This window comes from Helicobacter sp. MIT 14-3879, assembly GCF_003364125.1.
In genome coordinates this window covers 249,009-255,957 of sequence record NZ_NXLP01000002.1, presented here as the reverse complement: position 1 = coordinate 255,957, position 6,949 = coordinate 249,009, and the positions used below count along the sequence as shown (strand labels likewise).

Sequence of the window (6,949 nt, the reverse complement as noted above, 5' to 3'; positions counted from 1 at the left end):
ACTTCAAATAACAAAGCTTATATTATTTTAAAATCTATGCTTGTATTTTGAAGCTTGTAGAGCTTTGTGATAGAATCTAGATTCTAAAATTTAAGGATTCATAATGATGCATTATATAGACAATTGATTATAGTATAGGACTTGCTCTGCAAGCTACAATCAACTTCTAACTTTTAGCAAAGGATTAAACAAATACTCCACTTTTAGCTACACTTATTCCATTTATCGTTAGGCACTTTGGTGTTAATTATCATAGCTTATTTAGCAAATTCTTAACTATGTAAAATATCATATCCGCCTTATCCCAAAGATAATAGGGGAGTTTAAGAAGTATTTTAGTATTTACTGCTATTATATTAGCCACTAAAGTTGATTTTGCAAATATGTTTTTTACTATATTAAAGTTTTTAACCCAAATAATCATTTATAATTTTTGATTTTTTATTTATGTGTAAAAAAATTTACAAATAAAATTTTATGCTAAGCCATAATTTGTTGGCTTAATTGGCTTATAATTTTTTGCTATAAAAATATTAATTTAATTATTAGCTTTCTTAAATATATAAATTCACTTTAAAGATTTAAGTTAAGAAGAGAATCCACTTAAATTTTTTTATTTAAGTGGATAAAGATTATAAAAGATTATATAGGTAAAACGCGGATATTTTCTGCTAATTTCTCTTGTAAAATAGCTTCTATTGCAAATAAAGTTCCACTATAACCACTGGCACAACCATTGCAAGCACCAAGATATCGGATATAAACATCAATGTGACTATCATTAGTTTCTTTTATATCAATAATTTCCATATTTCCACCATCCATTATAAGCATAGGACGAATATTTTCATCAATAACTTTATCTATGGCTTTTACTTTTTGAACAGTTGTCATATCAGCAAAACCAAGCTCTCCTAAGCTTAGTTTTGCTGCATTTTCTCTTACACTTTCTGCTTCCATCTCTAACCTAGTATCACGCAAAATATCTACTAAATAATATTCTCTTTCTTCATGTCCGCCAGGTTTAATACAACTTTTACAAAAAGCACCTGCTTTTGTATAATTTGTAATTTCCTCAACAGTTTTTAAATCATTTAGTTTAATTACTTCTTTAATAGTTCCCAAACTAACTCTAGCACACTCACATACAATAATTTCATCTTCAAAATCCTCTGGATTCTTGCCTAAATACATTGCTGCTGCTTTTTTAATGACATCATAAGCCATAACAGAGCAATGCATTTTTTGTCCTGGGACAGCTGGAGAATCAGGGTCATCACGTAATGCAAACTCTACATCAAGGTTTGTTATTTTAACTGCATCTTGCACTTTTTTACCAAGACAAAGCTCAACCATCATATCAGAACTAGCTATTGCTGTTCCACAACCAAAACTCTTAAACTTTGCATCAATTATAATGTCATTAGAATCTATTAGCCAATATAATCTAACAGCATCACCACAAGCCTCTGCACCATAATCAGCTACTATTAATTTTAATCCTCTACTATCAGCCTCTTCTTGTGTTATAACTCCAAGATGAGTAGGATTATCCATTCTTTGCTGAACTTTTTTAGAGTAAGCTTCCCATAATGAACCACCCAATAATGTGTCTTTACTCATTGTTAATCCTTTTTTATTCTAAAATTTTTTATTTTATAATTTCAATAAGAGCTAGATATGCTTCTTAGTCTTTTTATAGCCTTATCTAGCACGCTAATTGTATAATCTATATCTTCATCACTTGTAAAACGTGATAATGATAATCTAACTGCTGTATGAGCAAGTTCTTTATCTGCACCAATAGCAGTCATAACAGGATTTGCCTCTAAGTCTTCACTAGCACATGCACTTCCTGTTGATGCACCAATTCCTGCTTTATTCAAATCCCAAAGCATTGCTTCCCCTTCTATTCCTCTAATACTTGCCAAAATCGTATTTGGCACACGAAGGGTATCTTTGCCAATAATTAAAATATCATTATGTTTAATTAAGGCTTTTTCCAATCTATCTCTTAATTCTCTTACCTTATTGCCTTCATAATCAAGCCATTTATTAGCTAACTCCATTGCTTTTCCCATACCTACGATATATGGGACATTTAGAGTTCCACTTCTTCTACCTCTCATATGCTCTCCACCATGAAGTAGCGGGGTTAATTCCACGTTCTTTTTAATATACAACCCTCCAACTCCCTTTGGTCCGTGAAATTTATGAGCAGAAAATGATAGAAAATCCACATTTACTTCTTTTAAATCTACTTTAATCTTACCTATCGCTTGAACAGCATCTGTGTGAAAAAGAACCCCTTTTTCTTTACAAATCTCGCCAATTTCTTTAATAGGAAAAATTGCTCCTGTTTCATTATTAGCCCACATTACACTTACTAAAGCAGTTTTTGAGGTAATTGCATCTCTAATAGCACTAATATCGATATTTGCTTTATCATTTACAGGTATATAGGTAACCTCAACTCCTAATTCTTCCAAAAATGCACAAGTAGAGCTTACAGCAGGGTGTTCTACCTGTGTAGTTATAATATGATTTTTACCCTTTTTTAATATTTCATCAAAATACACGCCCTTAATCACCCAATTATTGCTCTCTGTGGCACAAGATGTAACTATAATATCATCATCTTCATTAGCATTAATACCACTATATAGCTGGTCAAAAGCATCTCTTATTGCTTTATGTGTAACTGTTCCAAACGAGTGTAAAGAATTTGGATTCCCATAATAGCGACAAAAATATTCATCCATAACCTCTTTTACTTCTTTATCAACCATTGTGGTTGCGTTATTGTCTAAATATACTTCTTTCAATTTTTAATTCCTTTTTTAATTCCTTAAAATAAAATTCAAATTCAAATACGATAAATACAAATAGTTTAATATAGTTTTAATTAATAAAAATTATTATTTAATGAATATTTAATGAATAAATATTATATTAAAAATTCTATCAAAAATAAATTTTTTTTGATTGAAATAGATTTAAAGCTTCATTTATGTTTCTATATTATCATAGTATAATTCTTACTATTTTAATATTAAAATATTAAATTACAAAAAGGCAAAATAATGGATATTATAAACTCTATTGATGCTTTTAATGAAGCAAAAAGTGTTATTCCTGGTGGGGTGAATTCACCTGTTAGAGCATTTGGTTCTGTAAATGGCAACCCTAGAATGATAAAAAGTGCTTATAAATGCTATTTAATTGATGAAGATAATAATGAATATATAGATTTTATCCAAAGCTGGGGACCACTAATTCTAGGGCATAGAGATGCTGATGTAATTGATGCAATAAAATATACACTTGAAAAGGGGGTTAGTTATGGAGCACCGACTATTTTAGAAACAGAGCTAGCAAAAGAAATAATATCAATATATGATGGAATAGATAAAATTCGTCTAGTAAATAGTGGAACAGAAGCTACTATGAGTGCATTACGTTTAGCTCGTGCATTTAGTAAAAAAGATGATATTATAAAATTTGATGGTTGTTATCACGGACATAACGATTCTTTACTAGTGAGTGCAGGTAGCGGCTGTGCTACCTTTGGTAGTCCTAGCTCTCCGGGTGTGCCTAGTGATTTTAGCAAACATACATTAGTAGCTAGGTATAATGATTTAGATTCTTTAGAATCTTGTTTTAAAGCTAGTAACAATGTAGCTTGTGTAATAATAGAACCTATTGCTGGGAATATGGGATTAGTGCCTGCTAATGTAGAGTTTATAAAAGGCGTTAGAAAACTATGTGATAAATATGAGGCATTATTAGTATTTGATGAAGTAATGAGTGGATTTAGAGCAGCTTTGGAGGGTGCAAATCATTACTATAATACTGAAATTGATTTAGTTACTTTTGGTAAAGTTATTGGTGGAGGATTCCCTTTAGCTGCATTTGGTGGAAGAGATGATATTATGAATATGTTATCCCCTTTAGGAAATGTATATCAAGCAGGCACACTAAGCGGAAATCCTATCGCTGTGGCTGCTGGATATAGCACATTGCTAAAAATAAAAAATATAAAAAATATATATGAGAACTTAGAAAATCTTGCAATTAGGCTAACAAATGGAATAAAAAATAAAGCAAATAATTTTGGATTTAATATGCAAACTTGTGTTAGAGGAAGTATGTTTGGATTCTTCTTTAATAATAATGAAGTAAAAAATTTTGATGATGCAAAAAATAGTGATACTGGTTTATTTGCTAAATTTCATCAAAAAATGCTTCAAAGGGGTGTGTATTTTGCCCCATCAACTTTTGAGAGTGGATTTATATGCACCCCTATGAATGAAGAAACAATAGATAAAGTAATAAATGATTCTGAAATAGTATTTGATGAGATAAGAAATGGATAACAACAAAGAATCAAAGTTTAGGGCAATAATCATAGGTGCAAAGGGACTATCACTTGGAATCTCGATAATAGTAGCAATTTTACTAGGAATTGGAAGTGGTATTCTAATGCAAAAGATTTTTAATGTTTTTTGGGTGCTTTGGATTGGTGTATTTTGGGGAGTAGCTGCTGCTATATTAAATGTATATAAAGCATATAGAGCTGAATTGAGAGATTTTGAAAAAATAGCAAATGATCCAAAATATAAAAGAGACTTTTAATGTCTATATTGCTAATTAATTTTGTTTCAATTATTGTAATTACAATAATTAATATAAACTTTTTAGCAAGTTTTGAAGTAGCATTTATAGGGACATTATTGATAATTTATAGCTCATACAAAACTTTAATGAAAAAGCTAGATTTTATGGCAAATCTAGAATCTATAAAACCCATACAAACAGTATCAAATAATATTACAGATTCTAAATTAAGACAATTAGAAAAAAGTGTAGAATCTAAAGAATCTAATCTTCCTAAAAAAGAGAGATTTGTTATAGGTTTTAAATTATCAATTGGAATTTTTAGGATACTTTCTTATACATTATTAGCATTTGGGGTAATAGCACTAATAAACAATAAAATCTTTTTTATCATTCCATTTATGCTTGGTATAATAATTTCTAGCATATCAAGCATAATTTTTATGTATAAAAAATTTAATTCCTAATTACTCCACGCAATGCTTGTTTTTGGTAGTTTGGTAATGCAAAAACTGCCCTATGAATGCCCTCATTATAATATTTAAAATCACTTATTAAATCTACTTTTTGTGATGAAAAGTCTGCTAATGGGTGAAATCTATTTGATAAAAATAAATAAAATTTACCCTCGATTTTGAAAGGCATCTTAACATTAAAATTAGATTCTTTTATTTTATTTATATTTAAATCATCTAAATTTATTATCAAGATTCCATTACTTTTTAAAAGGCTAGCATACTGTGTGGTTGTTTTATTATCTAAATCAACTATTACATCAAATTTAGAAGTTTTTAATTCTATTGCACGAGAATAAGTATTTATATTACTTGATATGTTATCTAAACTTCCAACATAATGCACATTAATATTAAAAGTAGAAATAAAATTTAACAAAGCTATATTATTTGCATTTATTATCAAAACCTCCTTTTTATCATAATTAAAATCATTAATACACAAGCTAATACCGCTAATTAATTCAGCTTCTATAATATCCTTACTAATATCATTCATAATTTTCCTTTAAATTTTTGATTAATTATAACATTAGCTACTGCTTCTAAACCTAAACTGACCTTTTTTAAGCACATTAATTATTCCACCTATGCTTAGAATCCATCTATTTTCAATGATATTTTTAAAAAACGCCGCAATCTCACCTGCAACATTTATATTAAAAATAAAACCAACCCCATCTGTATGACCAATAGAGCAAACTGTTCCTCTATGGATAAATTTAAATGCTTTTGTAATTGGCTTATTATCTAATAAATCAATCAAACTATAAGCACAATATTCGCCCATTTGATTTGCAAGCTGTGCGGTAGGTGCGTGGATAATATCTCTTTGAGCAGCAATAGCACAATCTCCTAAAACAAAAATATTGCCATATTCTGAAATCTGCAAAAATTCATTAACTTTTATTCTACTGCCTTTAGTTTCAAAAATAGAATTATCTAAAGCTTCATTGCCTTTTACTCCTGCTGTCCATATCGTAGTATGAGCTTTTACCTCAAAAATACTATCTTCATTTTTTACAACAACACTATCTTTTTTGCACTCTACAACACTGCCATAAATAAGATTTATACCTAATTTTTTTAGCTTTTCTTCTGCCTTTAATCTTAACTTCATATCAAACATAGGTAATACTTGAGCACTCTTGCTTATTAAATTGATAGCAACTAAGTTTTCGTTAATACCACATATTTTGGCTAATTCCTTGCTTTGACTTGCAAGTTCTGCTGCAAACTCAACTCCTGTAAAGCCACTACCACAAACATTAAATGCTAAGTCATTATTAGAATCTATATTTTTATTAAATTTAAAATCTTTAAATTTATCTTCTATATGTTTTCTAATCTTTAAAGCAGAATTCACAGAATAAAGTGTATAGGCAAACTCATCTACACCTTTTATGCTAAAAGTATTTGGCTTAAATCCAAGTGCTATTACTAAATAATCAAAGTTATATTCATCGAATTTTCCAATAACCCTACTTTGCTCTATCCTAACTATTTTATCTTTGATAAATTTAATTTTATTTTCATCTAATATTTTTCTAAAGTAGATTCTAGCTTTCCTAGCACTATATGTCCCTACTGCCACTTTATGAAGAAGAGTTGATTGATAATGATAGTCGTGTTTGCTTATTAAGGTAATGTCTGCATTGATTTTAGAAATATTTTTTTGAAGAGTTATAGCACATTTTAATCCACCATAACCACCGCCCAAGATTAAAATTTTTACCCTATTCATTATTTAAAACCTTGATTTTTTAAACATGTTGTTGCAAAAGCAATATTTTAACGTTAAATTAAATAAAAATATA

The 6,949-nt window shown here is 29.0% G+C and carries 7 protein-coding genes; 3 read left to right on the top strand and 4 right to left on the bottom strand.

Annotated elements, in window-relative coordinates:
* Positions 1–642 precede the first annotated feature (642 nt).
* Positions 643–1,623, bottom strand: a complete 981-nt coding sequence (locus CQA44_RS02680) for an iron-sulfur cluster assembly scaffold protein (RefSeq protein WP_115545734.1) — start codon at positions 1,621–1,623, stop codon at positions 643–645.
* A gap of 41 nt (positions 1,624–1,664) precedes the next feature.
* A complete protein-coding gene (locus CQA44_RS02675; protein ID WP_115545733.1) occupies positions 1,665–2,825 on the bottom strand; it encodes a NifS family cysteine desulfurase in 1,161 nt (386 codons plus the stop codon).
* A 258-nt stretch (positions 2,826–3,083) separates the two neighbouring features.
* On the opposite strand from CQA44_RS02675, the gene hemL reads away from it, so the two are divergent.
* From hemL to CQA44_RS02660, 3 genes are read left to right on the top strand one after another with little or no spacing between them, the layout of a single operon-like run.
* Entirely contained in the window at positions 3,084–4,376 is a 1,293-nt protein-coding gene (gene hemL / locus CQA44_RS02670; RefSeq protein WP_115545732.1) for a glutamate-1-semialdehyde 2,1-aminomutase, read from the top strand.
* Positions 4,369–4,635, top strand: coding sequence for an AtpZ/AtpI family protein (locus CQA44_RS02665; protein WP_115545731.1), 267 nt, complete (start codon positions 4,369–4,371; stop codon positions 4,633–4,635). The genes hemL and CQA44_RS02665 overlap by 8 nt, the downstream gene beginning before the upstream one ends.
* Entirely contained in the window at positions 4,635–5,084 is a 450-nt protein-coding gene (locus tag CQA44_RS02660) for a hypothetical protein (RefSeq protein ID WP_115545730.1), read from the top strand. Before CQA44_RS02665 ends, CQA44_RS02660 begins: the two co-directional genes overlap by 1 nt.
* Here CQA44_RS02660 and CQA44_RS02655 read toward each other — a convergent pair.
* Complete coding sequence (locus CQA44_RS02655) at positions 5,074–5,631, bottom strand: hypothetical protein (protein WP_115545729.1); 558 nt, start codon at positions 5,629–5,631, stop codon at positions 5,074–5,076. The two genes, CQA44_RS02660 and CQA44_RS02655, sit on opposite strands and share 11 nt — an antisense overlap.
* 33 nt (positions 5,632–5,664) lie before the next feature.
* Entirely contained in the window at positions 5,665–6,876 is a 1,212-nt protein-coding gene (locus tag CQA44_RS02650) for an NAD(P)/FAD-dependent oxidoreductase (protein WP_115545728.1), read from the bottom strand.
* Positions 6,877–6,949: the final 73 nt, after the last annotated feature.